Annotated in this window: 10 protein-coding genes; all 10 read right to left on the bottom strand. The window is 70.7% G+C overall.

The window, feature by feature from the left end:
• Nucleotides 1-329: 329 nt before the first annotated feature.
• Nucleotides 330-1694 (bottom strand): glycosyltransferase family 2 protein, encoded by a 1365-nt coding sequence (locus ACZ6ZR_RS19790; RefSeq protein ID WP_465644010.1) that lies wholly within the window; start codon nucleotides 1692-1694, stop codon nucleotides 330-332.
• Nucleotides 1694-2179 carry an exosortase/archaeosortase family protein gene (locus ACZ6ZR_RS19785; RefSeq protein WP_465644009.1) on the bottom strand — a complete coding sequence of 162 codons (486 nt, stop codon included), beginning with the start codon at nucleotides 2177-2179 and terminating at the stop codon, nucleotides 1694-1696. Before ACZ6ZR_RS19785 ends, ACZ6ZR_RS19790 begins: the two co-directional genes overlap by 1 nt.
• A 222-nt stretch (nucleotides 2180-2401) precedes the next feature.
• Nucleotides 2402-5464, bottom strand: coding sequence for a hypothetical protein (locus ACZ6ZR_RS19780; RefSeq protein ID WP_465644007.1), 3063 nt, complete (start codon nucleotides 5462-5464; stop codon nucleotides 2402-2404).
• 303 nt (nucleotides 5465-5767) lie between these two features.
• Entirely contained in the window at nucleotides 5768-6496 is a 729-nt protein-coding gene (locus ACZ6ZR_RS19775; protein ID WP_465644005.1) for a hypothetical protein, read from the bottom strand.
• Nucleotides 6497-6542: 46 nt separating this feature from the next.
• On the bottom strand, nucleotides 6543-7727 hold the full coding sequence (locus ACZ6ZR_RS19770) for a right-handed parallel beta-helix repeat-containing protein (RefSeq protein ID WP_465644003.1): 1185 nt from the start codon (nucleotides 7725-7727) through the stop codon (nucleotides 6543-6545).
• Nucleotides 7728-7965: 238 nt separating this feature from the next.
• The gene (locus ACZ6ZR_RS19765) at nucleotides 7966-9060 is read right to left on the bottom strand and encodes a Dyp-type peroxidase (protein WP_465644001.1); all 1095 of its coding nucleotides are present in this window, start codon (nucleotides 9058-9060) and stop codon (nucleotides 7966-7968) included.
• 262 nt (nucleotides 9061-9322) lie between these two features.
• On the bottom strand, nucleotides 9323-9793 hold the full coding sequence (locus ACZ6ZR_RS19760) for an SsgA family sporulation/cell division regulator (RefSeq protein ID WP_465643999.1): 471 nt from the start codon (nucleotides 9791-9793) through the stop codon (nucleotides 9323-9325).
• A gap of 184 nt (nucleotides 9794-9977) precedes the next feature.
• Nucleotides 9978-10730 carry a hypothetical protein gene (locus tag ACZ6ZR_RS19755; RefSeq protein ID WP_465643997.1) on the bottom strand — a complete coding sequence of 251 codons (753 nt, stop codon included), beginning with the start codon at nucleotides 10728-10730 and terminating at the stop codon, nucleotides 9978-9980.
• A gap of 525 nt (nucleotides 10731-11255) precedes the next feature.
• Entirely contained in the window at nucleotides 11256-11885 is a 630-nt protein-coding gene (locus tag ACZ6ZR_RS19750; protein ID WP_465643995.1) for a hypothetical protein, read from the bottom strand.
• Between the two features lie 241 nt (nucleotides 11886-12126).
• On the bottom strand, nucleotides 12127-16238 hold a 4112-nt coding region (locus tag ACZ6ZR_RS19745; protein WP_465643993.1), incomplete at its 5' end, for a hypothetical protein.

Genomic DNA, 16238 nt, shown 5'->3' with positions numbered 1-16238 from the left:
GAGGGGATCTTGCTCGGTACGCAGCAAAACGCACGATATGTCCTCCGAAGTCTCGCGTGGACTTGTGGCACCAAAAGCCGTTGGCCGTCCTAAGGGGGACGAAGCGACCGGCGCACAGGGGCATTCGACACCTAAACGCGACCCGACACTGCGCTCGCGCGCCCGCTGCACGGAGAGATTCACCGGTATGACGCAACACTTCCGAGTGACACAAATCAGCGGAGAATATTTCCATTGGGCCATCAGGAATAACCCCACCCATATGGCAGAACGCCCCCCACCGGAGCGGGGGGCGTTCGGTCGAACCTCTCAGGTCAGGAGCCTGACCGTCAGGCCTCCTTCGCAATCGGACCATCGAAGACGATCTCGGCATTCCGCCGGGTCTTCGACCAGCCGCTGCGACCGGTGATGATGCGAATCATCGCTTTCCACGAGGTCACGTAAAACTTGTACGTATACAGCACATAGGCCATTCCCCAGCCGGCCGCCCGCCACCAGCCACTGCGCCGCTCGTTCGCGGCCACGTAGAGGAACGCCCAGATCGCGAACTGCCCCGCGCCGACGACCAGGTAGGCCGCGAACAGGGCCCACCCGCCGTCCATCAGGAAGGACCGCAGCCCGGCCGGGTCGAGCAGGGCGGTGATGCCGACCGCGATCAGCGGCAGCGGGTAGACGAAGGTGCCGAGGATCTGCAGCCAGGGCTGGATCAGGTAGTAGGTCAGCTCCGACACGCCCGCGTTGGTCACGTGGTAGGAGGACCAGGCGTCCGGCATGTAGCGCGAACACTGCATGTTCCCCTGACCCCAGCGGGTGCGCTGGGTGATCAGGCGCCTGAGGTTGAACAGGCCTTCCTGGTCGACGTAGGTGTCCCTGGTGTACTCGTTCTTCCACCCGGCCAGCAGGACGTGCAGGCCGAGCTCGAAGTCCTCCAGCAGCGAGCCCCGCCACGGGATGCCGTTGCCCTCGTCGATGTCGCGCAGCGCGGCGAGGCGGGTGAACTGCCCGTTGCCCCCCATGCCGACGGTGCCGATGCGGCGGCGCACCAGCTGCAGAGCGGCGATCGGGACCCGGAACTCGATGTCCTGCATGCGCAGCAGCGTGCGGGCGAACAGGTTGGCCGCCCGGCCGCGGTCGGGCAGCAGGTGACGGTCGTTCAGATTCATGATGCGCACCTCGATCTGGACCGCCCCGACCTCGGGGTTCCCGAAGAGGTGGGCGGCGGCGCAGACGTCGAGGCAGTCGGCGGCCGGGTGGCCGTCCGCGTCGAAGACGCCGACCACCACGTTGTTCGGGTCCGCGTCGGCCGGCAGCCAGGCCTCCAGCTGCCGGTAGGCCGCGTTCAGGGCGTCCCCCTTGCCGGTCCTGGCCTCCGGGCGGCGGCGCGACACCAGGTGGACGTGGTCGTCGTGGTGGGCGAAGCCCCGCACGATCTCGGCGGTGGCATCCTCCGAGTCGTCGTCGATGACCCAGAGGTGCGCTCCGGGGAACTTGCCCCGCAGGTTGGACACCGTCGCGCCGATCACGGCTTCCTCGTCCCGGCACGGGATGAGGAAGTGCCACTGGAAGTCCTCGGAGCGCCCGCTGGGCTGCGGCCGCCAGGCGCGGTAGGCACGGATCAGGGTGGTGACGTAGAGCACGAAGATGCCGCACAGCACCAGGGACAGGCTCTGGGCGATGGCGATCAGCAGCTGCATCAGGCCGCGCCCCCGTCGGGCGCCGCCGCCTGCGGCCCGCTCTCCAGCTTTCCGCCGCGGACGCCGTAGCGCAGGAAGGCGCCCAGGGCGAGGATCATCGTGATCATGCTCAGCAGCGAACCGCCGAGGGTGTGCGACCACAGGTAGCCCTGCTGGCCGTAGTGCACCGTGATCAGGGTGATCGCCACCAGGCGGATCAGGTTGCCGAGGACCACGATCGCCGCCGCCAGTGCGAGCCCGCCGAGGACCTCCCGGGCCGTCCGGCGGGCGGACAGCAGCACGGCCGCCGCCATCAGCAGGAAGGGCGGCACCAACAGGGCCGAGCTGCACGACTGGGTGACGTCCACACCCACGATCTTCGCGCCGTCGAAGTTGACCAGCAGTGCGGTCTTCACCGCCGCCGTCGTCTCGTCCAGGACCTGGGAGTACAGCCAGGCCGCGGCCCGGGCCTCCAGGGCACGGAGGTACTCATTGAAGATGATCATGCAGGCCCCGGCCACCGACAGCGTGCCGGCCATCATGACGGAGGCCGGCCACGGCCGGGTGGGCTGGGCGGATTCTGGGCCGGGCGGAAGTGATGCGGCGGGCACCGCTGTCAGGGTCATCGGGGTCCTCGTGAGTCGTACGCGGAACAACTGGTGGCACGGACAGGCCCGGGGCGGGACCACCGATGCGGTGGCCCGCCCCGGGCTGGCGGTTCGGACGGCCTAGCCGTCCAGGCCCTTGCGCTTGCGCTTCATCGCCGCGACCAAGGTGCCACCCGCGAGCAGGGTCGCCAGGGCGACCTCCGCCCAGAGCAGGTTCACACCCGTGTCGGGCAGCGACGGACGAGGCGGCTTCGGGGGCTTGGGCGGTACCGACTCACTCGGAGTCGGGCTCGGAGTGGGGGTCGGCGTCGGGGTCGGAGTGGGAGTCGGGGTCGGAGTGGGAGTCGGGGTCGGGGTCGGGGTCGGGGTCGGGGTCGGGAGGCTGCGGTCCGGCACGTAGATCGGCACGTCGTTGGAGACGACCGGGAACACCAACTCACGGGCGTGCAGGCCGAAGTTGTTGGTGTAGACGTCGCCGCCCGCGTTGCCCTTCGCGGCCAGCACCAGCGAGAGGTCACGCGACTGGTTCGGCGCGAGCGTCCGCGGGTCGTTGACCATGACGGCGGTGACCGCCGCGTCGTTGGTCGGGCAGCCCGCCTGGCCGAACTCGGCCTGGGCACACCACTTGGTGGCGCCGCCGGCCTTGTTGGACGGGTCGGTCGGGTCGACCTTGATGCTCCCGTGCGCCGCGGCGGTGAACTTGAGGGTCACCTGCGGGTCGGCCGGCACCGCACTGAGCGACTTGAAGGCCAGCGTCCCGGAGAACTGCGACGCCGGGGTGCGACCGTCACCGACCCACGGCAGCTCGTCGATGATGTCCATGCCGGTGAGCGGCAGGGTCTGCGGGTTGCTGTAGGTGAGCTTCCAGGTCAGGTCCGAGTCGCGCGGCACCTTGGGGGTGTCCGTCGACTTCTGGACCGTGATGCCGGTACCGGCCACGATCGTCAGGGCCCGCTGGGCCTTGCGCAGGTCCTCGGGGCTGAGGTCGTCCGGCGCGGAGACGACGACCTTGTTCTGGTACGTCCCCTCGGCCGCGGCACTGTCGGTCGACACCTTGTAGGTGATCGGCGCGATCGTGTCGTTGGCCTTCTGGGCCGCCAGCACCCAGGTGACGGTGGTGGTGCCGTCGGAGTTCTTGACCGCCGACTGCTCCTTCGGCGACGCGCCCTCGACACCGGCGAAGGTGAAGCCCGCGGGCAGGGTGTCGACGACCGTGACGTCCTGCGGCTCGGAGACCTGGGCGTTCGACTTCAGCGACGGGTAGAGCGCGTAGGTGAACGTCTGGCCCTTGAGGACCTGGCGCTGCTGGTCCGGGGTGTTGAGCGCGTCCGCGCCGGGGTCGACGGTCTTCTTGTCGATCCGGGCCAGCACGGGGGTGATGATCAGGTGGTCGGACAGCGCCCCGCTGGCGTAGTTCGCGTTCGGGTCGATCGTGCCGTTCACCGCCGGGGCGTAGGCCGGCTTGATGTCGTTCTGCCACTTGCCGCTCAGCGGCTTGTACATGGCGGCGTTGCGGACGATGTCACCCTTGTCCAGACCGCTGTCGTTGACGGTGAGGAAGGTGTAGAAGTCCCGGGAACCGCCCTTCGGCATGGTGGTCTTGAAGCGGACCTTGCCGACCGCCGCGACACCGCCCGGGACGTCCTCCGGGTCGGAGAACCACGGGCCCTGGGCGTCGTCGCACTTCTGCTTGAGCTGCGAGTTGGCGCCGATCGGGTCGAGCTTCAGGCCGAGCGCGCCGGGCGGCGGCGAGTTCTTGTAGGCGGCGTACTCGATGGTCACGGCCGGGTCGGCCGGGACCACGGTGGCGTACTCGCCGGTCGCGTTCAGGCCGTTGTTGGCCGGGGCCTTGCTGAGGGTCTGGTTGTGGTCACCGAAGACGTCGCAGGCGATGAAGCCCGGGTTGTCGGCGGTGTCGAAGGTGTTGATGAAGAGGTGGGACCGCACCTGGGTACCGGGGGTGACCAGGGCGTTGTTGTCCTTCTTCTTCGGGGCCGTGCCGGGCGGGCCGCCGGCGACGTCCTCGTACTCCTTGCCGAACGCACCGGTGCCGTTGACACCGACGGTCTGGGAGTTGTCGTCCAGCGGCTCGGATCCGCCGCTGCCGTAGTTGGTCTGCCCGCTGATCGAGGTCGGCGAGAACCCGGTATAGGTGTTGGTCAGCAGCGCGCTCCCGCCGGAGGCGGCCGTGAGGGCATCGATCTCCGACTGGGGGACCCAGATCCGCAGGTAGCCCGCGCTGACGACGCCGGAGCTCTTCGACAGGTCGGTGCCGTCCGAGCCCTTGGTGGGGTAGGAGGCCGGGGTGCTGACCACGTCGGTGATGGTCACGTCGACGTTCTGACCCGCCGCACCCTGCGAGCAGCTGTACGTGCCGCTGCCCGCAGTGGTGTTGACGGCCGTGCCGAGCCCCGCCTTGCCGTAGGGCGCGTTCGGGATCGTGGCGTCGTTGGCGCCGCAGGCCGGGGTCGACGGGTCCCAGTCGTAGAGCCGGGCCCCGGTGGTCGGCTTGCCGTCCATGAGCTTGGACAGGTCATCGGTGAACTTCAGCGGGGAGACCAGCGTCTCCTGGCCGAGCTTGCTGAAGTCGCTGCGCCCCGGGTCGGTGGTGCGGGCCTCGACCACGATGGGCATGGTGAGCAGGCGGCCGGCCTCGCCGTTGGGCCCGGGGGCCCCCTTGTCGCCGTAGCCGTACTTGCCGTTCTTGATCAGGTTGTACTTGGGCAGCGCACTGACCGTGGTCTCCGGGGAGTCCGAACTCGAGCCCCCCGACTGGGCGTTGTCCGCGGTTCCCTGGACCGAGATCTTGACCTTGTCCTGGTTCTTCGCGGTACCCAGCACCTGCAGGACGAGCGGCACCTGCTCGGTCTGCGAGGTCATGTCCGGCAGCACGCAGGTGAGCGTGCCGCCCGAGATCCCCGACCCGGAGCCGGTGCACTTCTCGGGCAGCGTGGTCCACCTGGTGTTCGGCGGGGCCTCCACCGTGAACCTGGGCCGGTTGGCCGTGCCGCTCAACGCCTGGAGCTCGACCTGGTAGGCGATGGTGTCGTTGGTGCGCACAATGCCGTTCTTCGGCCCGCTGTCCAGGCCCGGGCCGTCTGCGGTGGTGAATTCACCTGACCCGTCCTGCACCACCGCGGCGTGCACCCCGATGGTCACCGTGGCGGCATTGGCCAGACCCACCGCAGACGAGCTGAGCAGGACGAGTAGTCCCGTCCCCATGGCGACCCTGCGGGAGGATAGTGATCCCCGTCCGGGCGCGGTCCACCTCTGCATACGAAATCCCTTTCGCGACACCTTGTCACGGAAAAATGTCACGGCATCCACGATTGAAGCCGCGCCTCGAAGAGAGCCGCGCTTCTGATATGACATATCGCCAGTGACCACCAGCAACGACCGGGCACATTCGTAACGCGCCGAACCGTAACCACCTGATCATTTGCTCGACGTGTCGCGCCCCGGCCACCCGGTCAGCTCACGTGAGAGCTATGGGGTTCCGCTTTCCGGGGACGGGGAGGCCGGAACGGCGCGCTCCGCCAATTGGGCCGAATCGGCAATCTGCTGACTCCCCCATTCGGAGAAATCCGAACTGAACATCCCATTGTCGATGGGCGCCCGGAATCGGATCAGCTGCCCTGATCCGTCCAGCCAGAATTCGGGCGCCACCGAAGCCGTGGCGGCCGGGTCCTGCTGGCCGGAGCGCTGTCCCGGGCCCCGGAAGACGTCGGCGGACACCTCCCCGGCCTTGTCCCTGCGCAGCCAGCGGGCGCCGCCGGAGGTCAGCAGCAGGGGATTCTCCGGCCGGTCGGAGGCGATCGCGAGCACCGTCCACATCGCCCGGTCGGCGACCGAGCGGGTGGGGTCCAGCGGACGCGACTCCCAGGTGGCCTGCCCTCCGAGCGCATCCGCGTCCAGATTCTTCACCGCCAGCGTCTTCTGGTTCCAGACGGCGGCGAAGTGCACCACCGAGCGGTCCGGGGCCTTCGCGCTCAAGGTCGCCTCGGCCACGTGGTTCTTCCAGTCCACTTTCCCGTTCATCGACTGGTACAGGCCGGTCCCGGCGGACAGTACCGAGGAGAACTTCGCTCCGCCGGTCTGCCCGGCGGTGAAGCGGACCGCCGCCAGGCGCTCCACCTGCGAACCGCCCACCGGGCCGCTCTCCGCCTCCGAACCGCAGGCGGTGGCCGCGAGTACCGCCAGCACGGCGATCCCCACCTGCCGCCGGCCCCTCAGGACCGCCCCGGTCCCCGCCTCACGCGCGTCACCGGCCCGCACCGGGCACCGCCTTCGGGTCGGAGGGCAGCGGCACGGCGGCCGGATCGGCCAGCAGCGCCGGCTCGGCCATCACGGTGCCCCCGAAGCCGGCCGGCGCGCCGGGCTGCGGCGCCGGCGCCTGCACGTCGTGGAAGGAGATCCCCGGCGGAGCGGTGGCCGGCGCGATCGATCCGGCCACCGCCGCCGGACAGGGCGCGGACAGCAGCTCGGCGGGGGTGCTGGTGGTCGCGGTGTTGGGCGTGAAGCAGTTACCGGTCGCGCCCGCCTCCGGCTTTCCGGTGAAGGCCAGGTCAACGCCGTTCCCGGTGGCGGTGTTCCCGGTCAGCCGGTTGTCAACGGGCTTGAAACCATTGGCCGTTGAGACGATGATGCCCGCGGTTGGATTGCCCGTCACCAGGTTGTTTGCCACCACGTTGGCGACCCCGCCGCCGATGCCCAGCCCGATGCCGAATCCGCCGTCGGCCTGCTCGGGCGTCTCCTTGGCCGCGTTGTCGGTGACCACGTTGCCCGCGAAGACGGCCCCGTGCTGCGGTGCCAGCGCCTCCAGGGTGTCGGAGCCCATGCTCACCCCGACGCGGTTGCCGGAGAACCGGTTGCCGACCACCTGGAGGCCGGCCGAGGAGTTCGTGAACTCGGCCCCGATCGCGTTGCGTTCGGCCAGGTTGCCGCGGACCAGGGTGTCGCACGGGTCGCACTGGCCGACGTAGAAGCCGGAGTCGGCGTGCCCGGAGGCGTAGGAGTGCTCGATCAGACCGGCACGGGTGTCGAAGGCGTAGATGCCGTAGAGGCCGTTGTTGTGGACCGTGACATAGGAGGCGCGGAACCCGCGCATCGCGGGGAACCGCGTGGTGTCCATGGCCTGGTACTCGCCGCTACTGCCGCCCCTGCCCTGGAAGTTCGGGTCGGTGACGCCGGTGAACAGCAGGCCGTTGAAGAGGTTGTTACGGATGGTCAGGTTCTCCACCGCCGACCCCGCCCCGGTCACGACCACCCCGTCCCCCCGCCTGAACTCCCCGTCGATGACCACCGCGTTGCGGTCGGCGCCCCGCAGGACGATCCGCTCGCGGGTGATCCGGACGCTCTCCCGGTACACCCCGGGGGACACCAGGACCTGGTCGTCCGGCCGGGCCCGGTCGACCGCCTTCTGGATCGTCGGCGCGTCCTCCGGCACCCGGATGACGGCCGGCGGCGGTGGCGCGGCTCGCTCACCCGAGCCACAACCGGCTGCTCCCCCAAGGGACATGAGGACGATGCCGGCGAACGCCCCGGACATCCAGCGACGCCTTCGCGAGGCGTGCACAATCTCTACCGTGTCGGACATGTCGCCAGATATACCAGCCCGGTGCGATCGGACCGTCACGCACCGTCAGCCGCTCGGCCCACAGCACCCGGGGCCGGCTGACGCCGGGTCAGCCGCCGAACAACCCCTCCCCCGTCCCGGGCGGCACGTAGAGGACGGCCGAGGCCCGGTGCTCCACGAAGGGCGTCAACGCGTCCCGCTCGGCCAGCCGTTCCTGTACCCGGACGAAGAGTGCCGGGTCCTTCATGTACGCACAGAAGAGCAGCCCCTCGTCATCGGGCCCGTCCACGTAGCTGTAACCCCGGCGCAGCATCCGGGCCCCGCCGTCCAGGCGCGGGTTGGCGAGCCGGATGTGAGCGGTGGCGGGGATGACGTAGCGTCCCTCCGGAGTCTTGGCGTGGAAGTCCGGTTCGTCGTGCTCCCGGCTGCCGCCGAGCGGCCGGCCGTCGTCCTGCTGGCGCCCCATCACCGCCGCCTGACGCTCGCGGGGCAGGTCCGCGAACGCCTTGGTTCGCATGGCGATGCGCCGGTACACCAGGTAGGTGCCCCCCGCGTGGGGTCCCTCCTGCAGCCGGACCCAGTGGTCGTCCGACGGACCGGGATTGGCCGTGCCGTCCTTGAAGGCGAACAGGTTGCGGGGCGTCTCCCCGGCCGGTGTCGGGGGAAGGTGTCCGGCCTGGCGCCAACGTGCCGTCAGCAACCCGCCGGCCTGCCGGTCCATCAGGTCCGCGGCCGCCCGGAGGCTCCCCGGGTCCGCACCGCTCACCTGCAGCAGGACCTCCGCTCCGCTGCGGGCCGGGTCCAGTCGGTCCCCGGGCAGCGCGGGCAACTCCTCGAAGGCCTCGGGGACGTTCAGCGGGACGCGCCGGGGCAGGCCCGGGCCGACACCGAAGACGGTGACGAGCGAGGCCCGACGAGCGGTGTCCGTCCAACTGCCGAGCAGCGCGCTCAGGGCAGTTGCCGCCCTCCCGCCGGTGGCCCCGGAGAGGTCGTAGGCGAGCAGCAGGACGTGCGGGAGCTGCGGTGCGTCGAGGCCTGGCTGACGCGCGACGGGGCGTGGTTCCGGCGGCGGGCCCGGAGTTCCCGGCGGGCGGGGCTCGGTGCGTCCGCCGCCCCGGACCGTCGCCGTGACGGCCAGGGCCGCGGCGCCGCCCAGGAGCAGGCGTCGGGACGTGGTGGATCGGTTCGGCTGAGATGGGGGCACGGCGGTGATTGAACCCGGCAGCCCGGGGTGGATGCGAGCCCCAGCTCACTCCAGGGGCGCGAACTCCCCTGATGTCACCACGACTTCCACCCTCACGGGTGAGACAGCACTGAGCCATCCGCGCGTGCCCGCCCGGTTCGACTCCTCCCACCCGGGTCGCTCCTCCGGCAGGCGAACTTCGTCGACCGGGCGAACGACTCCGAGATCACGGTGAAGTTCGACACCGACTAGCGCGGAGCGCCGGGGAGTTGCCCCCCTCAGGTCATGCTCCGGCCCGGGGCGGGCGCGGGATGTCCGAGAGCAGGCGGTCCCCGCCGAAGTGGCGGTGCTCCGAACCGGTGGGGACGAGCCGCTCCGTATCCGCGAGGAAGTCCTTCACGTCGCGGACCGGGGCGAGGAGCAGGGTACTGCTCTCGGTGCCGCAGAGCACGATCGCGACGTGTTCGGGATCACCGCTGCCCGCCGGGAAGACCCTGACGGCCCCCATCCCGGCCCGCTCCCGGACCCCGGTGGCCAGGAGGTCGCGGGCGAAGCTCCACCGCACCACTGCCTCCCCCGGGGCGGCCTCGCAGTCCAGGTGCACCGCATAGGGGTCCGCGACGAGGAACCGGAGGTGCGCCGCCAAGGACACCGGCTCCCCCGAGACCGAGAGCATGGTCAGGGTGGTCGGCTTGCTGCAGCCGCTGCCGTTGGATCGGCGGCCGAGCACCCGACGGACGCGCGGGCCCCTCATCCGGCACCCGCGCCGGTGGGTCGTGGCGTTCCGGCAGCGACGGTGGCATCCGGTCGGCCGTAACCGAGAAGCGTTTCTGCCCCGGTTCGACGGGGCGTGAGGTTGCTGTTCACGCCACCCTCAACGATCGCCGTCGAGGCGGGGAACTCCTGCAATCGGGCGGTCCGGTGAGGCTGACCACCTGTCAGGTGCCCTGGGCCGCCTCCAGCGAGGCCAGGACGACCCGCTGCTGCTCGGGGATCACCAGGCCCGTCATCCGCACCGCGCGCAGCGTCTGCCCGCTCACGCAGATCCGGCACAGGCCAATCACCGGGTACGCACCGCCGACGAGGTAGCCGGTGCTCGCTTCGGCGCCGTAGACCGGGCGCAGGCAGCCGGGGCAGGCCACAGCTTCCTCCCGCTCCCACTCGTCGACCGGCACGCCGGTGTCGAGGGTGGCGATGATCGGCTCCATCGCGGCGCCCGCCTCGGCCCACAGCGGCAGCGGCAGCTCGGCCCGGCGGATGACCTCGAACCCTCCGTGCTCCTCCGACTCCTCGGGCCCGGCGGGGCGGAGCGCGACCAGGATCCCCAGTCCCGACCGGGCGGGGTCGGGGAAGAAGGCCACCGGTCCCGTGTCCCCGTCCGGCTCCCCCACCGCGTACGCGGTTCCGGTCCTGAAGGCCGCCGCGAGGTCCCGCAGGATCCGGCCGCCGGCGTCGTTGCGCAGCCGCAGCTGCCACACCCCGGCGGCTCCCTCCGCCTCGGCCGGGGAGACGGTGATCTGCAGTCCGTTGCCGGCCGCCCGTACGTCGAGGTGCATCAGTCCCCGTGCACCGTGCACTCCGCTGCCGAACCACTCCCCCGCGTTGTTGCGCGCCGCGATCCGATGCCTCCTCTCCCGGCCCTGCCTCTCCTTGTCGGCCTTGCTCTCCCTGCGGGACTTGGACCCTGCCATGATCGTCCTAGCGGCTCGGGCGACGGTCCACCCGTGGGCCACTCCCGCGGGCCGCCCGCCGACGTCCTCACCGGACAACGCCCCGGAACACCGTAGGACACGAAGGTTCGCACGCCCGGTCCAGTGGGTGAGCGGGGGGACCCGGCCTACCCGGCCGCCGTTCCCGTCCCCTCCCGGTCGGCCGTGGTGCCGCCGACCGGGAGGGTGCCGCGCCGACCACTCCCCCCGCGGCGGGCAGGCCGGCGCCATGCCCGAGCCGCGTTCGGCGTCAGCCCCTCCATCCTCGGCCATCGGTCGGCGGACCCCGTGCGCCATCCACCGGCGGAGGTTGACCAGTTCGCAACACTGACCCCCCATCAGGGGGAGTTACGCGGCTTATGGGGCTTTTGCCCCCGCAGATCAGCGGGTGTCCTCCCCTCCGGATGCCGGGCCCGGCCGGGTGCTCCCGACCGGGGACGGTGACTCAAAGGTTATGCACGGGCGTGGTGGCCACGGTCCGTCGGGGCCGGCGGTCCCGACGGTGCGTCAGTCGGTCTCGGCCGTCGCCCCGGGCCTGCTGCGACGGCGACGTGCGCGCACCAGCCAGGCTCCGCCCAGCAGCGCTGCGGCGGCCGCGGCCGCCCCACCCGCGACCGCCACCCTGGACCGGGCCTCGCCCTTCTCCCCCTGGGCCCAGGCCAGACGGCTGGAGGCGCAGCCGGCCAACGGCTGCCCGGCCTGGGTCCGCACGCAGGCGGTGGTGACGAGCTTCTCGGTGTTGGTGGTGTTCTCACCGACCTTGGCCGTCAGGGTGAGCGTCACGTCCTGACGGGGCGGCAGCTCGGCGGTCCAGGTGACCTGGGTGGCATCGACCCGTCCGCCCTCCCCGGCGGCGCGGGCCTCGAGCGAGGACGGCAGCATCTGGTAGACCTGCGCCCCGGCGATCGGCTGGTCACCCTCGTTGCGCACGCGGACGGTGTAGGTGAGGGAGCCACCGGCCCGGGCCTGCGCATCGCCCGCATCGATGGACACCACCACCGGCGCCACCACCGGCGCCACCATCGGCGGTGGCGCCGGGGTCTCGGCCGCAGCGGCGCCGGCGGAGCAGCACCACGCGGCCACCGGCAGTACCGCGGTGACGGCCAGGGCCTGCCACCGCCCGTTGGAACTCAGCAATGCCTCGACCTCCCGGAGCGTGCGCCGCGCTGACGCACGTACCCCCACTCTCCGGGCGCGGGCGCCGGTCGCGGTCACTCCGGAGGTCACGCCACGGACCCGTCATCCGTTCAGGGAGCGCCGGTGCCGCCGCTTGGCGGCTCCCGCCGGCCCCGCCCCGGAGCTCATGGCCGGAACGGCCGAGGGCCCGGACCGGATCTCTCCGTGCCGGGCCCTCGGCGATCGCCCAGGGTGGTGCCCCCTACTCCGACCGGCGCCGTCCGCGCCGTGCCCTGAACGCGAGGCAGGTGAGTCCGAGGGCGAGCAGGAGCGCTGCGGCAGAGGCGGTGGCGGTGACCGCCGCCCCGGTGTGCGGAAGGGGCTTGGGCCTCGGCCCGGGCGGCAGCACGGCCTGGCCGGTGTGGAGCGGCCCGCCGTCCGGTCCGTTGGTACCGGGCTTGTTGCTGTTGTTGGCCGGGTCGGGGTCCGGTGTGCCGGAGGTGGCGGTGGCGATGTTGTCGACGTCCTTGCCGCTGCCCGAGTAGCCCGGGGCGAGCGTGACCAGGAGGCGGTGGACCACCTTGTCCCCGGGCGTCAGCCGCGCGACCGGCCCGCAGCTGACGGTCCGTCCGTCCGCCGTGCAGCCGTCCGGCGAGGAGACGAACGAGAGCTCCGCCGGCAGCGGGTCGGCGACCCTGGTGTCCACCGCGGTGGACGGTCCGTGGTTGGTGGTGGTCAGGGTGTAGGTGAACGTGTCACCGGGATCGACCTGGGTCTTGCCGGTCGGGTAGGTGGCGGTCTTGGTCAGTTCGAGGTCTGCGGCGGGAGTCCCGATCCGCAGGGTGTAGGTGTCCTCGTCGTTCTCGGGGATCCGGTCCATGGGGTCGGAGACCCGGATCTTCTCGGTCAGGACCTGGCCGCTCACGGCGTCCGGGGAGACCCGCAGCTCGAACGCCGTGTCCACCTGGCCGTCCGACGGCGTACCGCCTCCGGCGCGGGTCCCGGTGCGGGGCTTCGGAAGGAACCCGGCGGGGAGCCTGCACGAGGCCCGGCGTGCGGTGTCCACGGTGCAGTCGCCTGGCAGGCCCTGGGCGAAGGAGAGCTCTGCGGGCAGGGCGACCGTGAAGGTGGCGCCACCGTGGTGAGCTGACGGCCCGTTGTTGGCGATCCTGGCGATCAGCCGGACCGTCTCGCCCGGCACCACGGTCTCCTTCGACAGGATCGCCTGCGCCGCCAGGTCGCGCTTCGCGGGCGCGGGGCGGCCGTTGTCCGGCAGCGGGGCGGTGTCGTTGTCGTTCGCGGGGTTGGGGTCGAGGTTCTCGGCGTGGACCACGGCACGGTTGACGATGTCACTGCCGTCGCCCGTGTAGGAGGGATCCAACCGGGCGGTGAGCACGTAGGTGAACTTCTGACCCACCTTCAGCCGGCCCTTGGCCGGGCAGGTGACGGACCGGTTCCCGGCGTCCGCCGTGCACCCGGCGGGCTGGGAGGAGACGTAGGTCAGTGCCGTCGGCAGCTGATCGGTGAGGACCACGTGGTAACTGTCCGAGGAGGGACCGTTGTTGGTGACGGTGATCGTGTAGTCGACGTTCTCTCCGGGGGCGACCGCGCTCCCGCCGGACGACTTGTCGACGGCGAGATCGGCCTCCCCGCGCCGGGGCTTCCCGCCCGGCAGCCCTGCGGCGGCCGAGGAGTTGTTCGACAGGTCCGGGTCGGCGGTCACGGCCGAGACCTTGGCGATGTTGGCGATGTCCGAGCCGTTCCCCTCGTAATCCTGGTCCAGCCGGACGGTGAACGTGAACGTCCTCGACCCCTTGGCCGCCAGCGTCGCCTGGGTCGGGCAGGTCACGTCCTGGCCGACCGCCGTGCAGCCGTCGGCCGAGGAGACGAACGCGAGCGGCACGGGGAGCGCGTCGGTGACCTTCACCTCTGCGGCCCGGGCCGGCCCGGCGTTGGTGACGGTGATCGTGTAGTCGAAGGTCTCGCCGGGGGCGATCGGGTCGGTGGTAGCCGGCTTCTTGGTCACCGACACGTCCGCCTTGGCCGGGGCCGGCGGGTTCGGGCCGGGGCCCGGGCCGGGCAGACCGCCGGTGGAGGCGTCGGAGGTGTTGTTGCTCGGGTCCGGGTCCGAGCTGTCGGTGGCAGCCTTCGCCTGGTTGCGGACGTCGCTGCCGTCGCCGGTGTAGGCCGGGTCGAGCTGGACCGTGATCGTGTACGTCTTCGACGCCTTCGCCGCCAGGGCGGCCACCTTCGGACACGTCACGTTCTGGCCGGTGGCGGCACAACCGTCGCTCGCCGAGACGAAGACCAGCGAGGAGGGCAGCGCGTCGGTCACGACCAGGCCGTACGCCTGGGAGGGGCCGTTGTTGGTCACCGTGATGGTGTAGTCGAACGTCTCACCAGCACCGACCGGCGTGGTGGAGGCGGGCTTCTTCGTGATCGCCACATCGGCCTTCACCGGCGCCGGCGGGTACGGGCCGGGGCCCGGGAGGGTGCCGCTGGAGGCGTCGGAGGTGTTGTTGCCCTGGTCCGGGTCCGGGCTGTCGGTGACGACCTTCGCCTGGTTGCGCACGTCACTGCCGTCCCCGGTGTAGGCCGGGTCGAGCTGGACCGTGATCGTGTACGTCTTCGAGGTACCGACTGCCAGTGTGGCGAGCTTCGGACACGTCACGTCCTGGCCTGCTGCGGCACAACTGTCGCTCGCAGAAACGAACTTCAGCACCGGTGGCAGGGCGTCCGACACGATCAGACCTGAGGCCTGGGAAGGCCCGTAATTCGTCACCGTGACGGTGTAGTCGAACGTCTCACCCGGAGCCACCGGCGTCGCCGCAGCCGGCTTCTTCGTGATCGCGACATCAGCCTTCACCGGAGCCGGCGGGTTCGGGCCAGGGCCCGGGCCAGGCAGACCGCCGGTGTTGGCGTCCGACGTGTTGTTGCTCGGGTCCGGATCCGGGCTGTCGGTCGCGGCCTTCGCCTGGTTGCGCACGTCACTGCCGTCGCCGGCGTAGGCCGGGTCGAGCTGCACGGTGATCTTGTACGTCCTCGACGCCTTCGCCGCCAGCGTGGCGAGCTTGGGGCAGGTCACATCCTGGCCTACTGCTGTGCAACTGTCGCTCGCCGAAACGAACTTCAGCATCGACGGCAACGCATCCGACACCACGACTCCGGACGCCTGGGAAGGGCCGTTGTTGGTCACCGTGATGGTGTAGTCGAACGACTCACCCGCAGCAACCAACGTCGTGCTCGTGGCCTTCTTCGCGATCGCCACATCGGCCTTCACCGGGGCAGGCGGGTTCGGACCGGGGCCCGGACCGGGAAGACCACCCGTGTTGGCGTCCGAGGTGTTGTTGCTCAGGTCCGGGTCCGGACTGTCCGTGGCAGCCTTCGCCTGGTTGCGGACGTCCTTACCGTCACCGGCGTAGGCAGGGTCAAGCTGCACCGTGATCGTGTACGTCCTCGACGCCTTCGCGGCCAGCGTCGCCAGCTTGGGACAGGTCACGTCCTGGCCTACTGCTGTGCAACTGTCGCTCGCCGAAACGAACTTCAGCATCGACGGCAGAGCATCCGACACCACGACTCCGGACGCATCCGAAGGACCGTTGTTCGTCACCGTGACCGTGTAGTCGAACGGCTCACCCGGAGCCACCAGTGCGGTCCCGACCGGCTTCTTCGTGATCGCCACATCGGCCTTCACCGGGGCAGGCGGGTTCGGACCGGGGCCCGGACCGGGAAGACCACCCGTGTTGGCGTCCGAGGTGTTGTTGCTCAAGTCCGGGTCCGGACTGTCCGTGGCGACCTTCGCCTGATTCCGCACGTCACTGCCGTCACCGGCGTAGGCCGGGTCCAGCTGCACCGTGATCGTGTAGGACTTCGATGCACCCACCGCCAGAACAGCCGCCTTCGGGCACGTCACATCCTGGCCTGCCGCGGTGCAACTATCGCTTGCCGAGACGAACTTCAGCATCGACGGCAACGCATCCGACACCACGAGGCCGGACGCCTGGGAGGGGCCGTTGTTGGTCACCGTGATGGTGTAGTCGAACGACTCACCCGCGGCAACCAACGTCGCGCTGGTCGCCTTCTTGGCGATCGCCACATCCGCCTTCACCGGCGCCGGCGGATTCGGACCAGGCCCCGGACCCGGCAGGCCACCCGTGCTCGCGTCCGACGTGTTGTTGCTCAGGTCAGGATCCGGACTGTCGGTCGCGACCTTCGCCTGATTCCGCACGTCCTTACCGTCACCCGCGTAAGCGGGGTCCAGCTGCACGGTGATCCTGTAGGACTTGGACGCCTTCGCCGCCAACGTCGCGAGCTTCGGACAGGTCACGTCCTGACCTGCTGCCGTACAACTGTCGCTCGCCGAAACGAACTTCA

It is taken from the genome of Kitasatospora sp. NPDC088742 (assembly GCF_055584905.1).
Note: the sequence above shows the minus strand (reverse complement) of the source record. Positions and strands in the feature narration are given on the sequence as shown.